Genomic DNA, 1,709 nt, shown 5'->3' with positions numbered 1-1,709 from the left:
GTGTAATGTTCGGTCAATTAGTACCGGTCACCTCCACCACTCACATGGCTTCCAGATCCGGCCTATCAACCCCGTCGTCTACAGGGAACCTCACACGAAACCTCATCTCGAAACAGGCTTCCCGCTTAGATGCTTTCAGCGGTTATCCCTCCCGTACGTAGCCAACCAGCAATGCCACGGGCGTGACAACTGGCCCACCAGAGGTACGTCCAACCCGGTCCTCTCGTACTAGGGTCAGCCTTTCTCAAGTTTCAACGCGCACGGCGGATAGAGACCGAACTGTCTCACGACGTTCTAAACCCAGCTCGCGTGCCGCTTTAATGGGCGAACAGCCCAACCCTTGGGACCAACTCCAGCCCCAGGATGCGACGAGCCGACATCGAGGTGCCAAACCATCCCGTCGATATGGACTCTTGGGGAAGATCAGCCTGTTATCCCCGGGGTACCTTTTATCCGTTGAGCGACACCGCTTCCACAAGCCGGTGCCGGATCACTAGTCCCGACTTTCGTCCCTGCTCGACCTGTCAGTCTCACAGTCAAGCTCCCTTGTGCACTTACACTCAACACCTGATTACCAACCAGGCTGAGGGAACCTTTGGGCGCCTCCGTTACACTTTGGGAGGCAACCGCCCCAGTTAAACTACCCACCAGGCACTGTCCCTGACCCGGATCACGGGCCGAGGTTCAGACATCCAATACGATCAGAGTGGTATTTCAACAACGACTCCACAACCACTGGCGTAGCCGCTTCACAGTCTCCCACCTATCCTACACAAACCGAACCGAACACCAATACCAAGCTATAGTGAAGGTCCCGGGGTCTTTTCGTCCTGCCGCGCGTAACGAGCATCTTTACTCGTACTGCAATTTCGCCGGGCCTGTGGTTGAGACAGCAGAGAAGTCGTTACGCCATTCGTGCAGGTCGGAACTTACCCGACAAGGAATTTCGCTACCTTAGGATGGTTATAGTTACCACCGCCGTTTACTGGGGCTTAAATTCTCCGCTTCGGGCCAAAGCCCTAACAGGTCCTCTTAACCTTCCAGCACCGGGCAGGCGTCAGTCCGTATACATCGACTTACCGTCTTCGCACGGACCTGTGTTTTTAGTAAACAGTCGCTTCCCTCTATTCTCTGCGACCCACACCAGCCAACAACCCGCAAAAGGCTGCGACCAGCACGGGCCCCCCTTCTCCCGAAGTTACGGGGGCATTTTGCCGAATTCCTTAACCACAGTTCACCCGAACGCCTCGGTATACTCTACCAGACCACCTGTGTCGGTTTAGGGTACGGGCCGAACACGCACTCGCTAGAGGCTTTTCTCGACAGCACAGGATCACCGACATCCCCACAAAAGGGTACGCATCACGCCTCACCCTGTATGCGCCCCGGATTTACCTGGGACACGGGCCACACGCTTACACCACAATCCAATAAGTGGCTCGGCTACCTCACTGCGTCACCCCATCACTAGACTACTACGGATCAGGTCCCACGCATCCACACCACCAGCACACCAAAGATGCACCGACAGTCCTTCAGGGTGGTTAGTATCACCGCCTCATCTTTTGTCGCACATGCTCGGGTACGGGAATATCAACCCGTTAACCATCGACTACGCCTGTCGGCCTCGCCTTAGGCCCCGACTCACCCTGGGAAGACAAACTTGACCCAGGAACCCTTAGTCATTCGGCGGATGAGTTTCTCACTCA

Annotated in this window: 1 rRNA gene; it reads right to left on the bottom strand. The window is 55.8% G+C overall.

The features are described from left to right. Window positions 1-1,709: ribosomal RNA gene (locus tag OZD67_RS06115) — 23S ribosomal RNA — on the bottom strand; the annotation flags it as partial.

Source organism: Wolbachia endosymbiont of Drosophila nikananu, assembly GCF_028981865.1.
Classification (GTDB): domain Bacteria; phylum Pseudomonadota; class Alphaproteobacteria; order Rickettsiales; family Anaplasmataceae; genus Wolbachia; species Wolbachia pipientis_B.
Note: the sequence above shows the minus strand (reverse complement) of the source record. Positions and strands in the feature narration are given on the sequence as shown.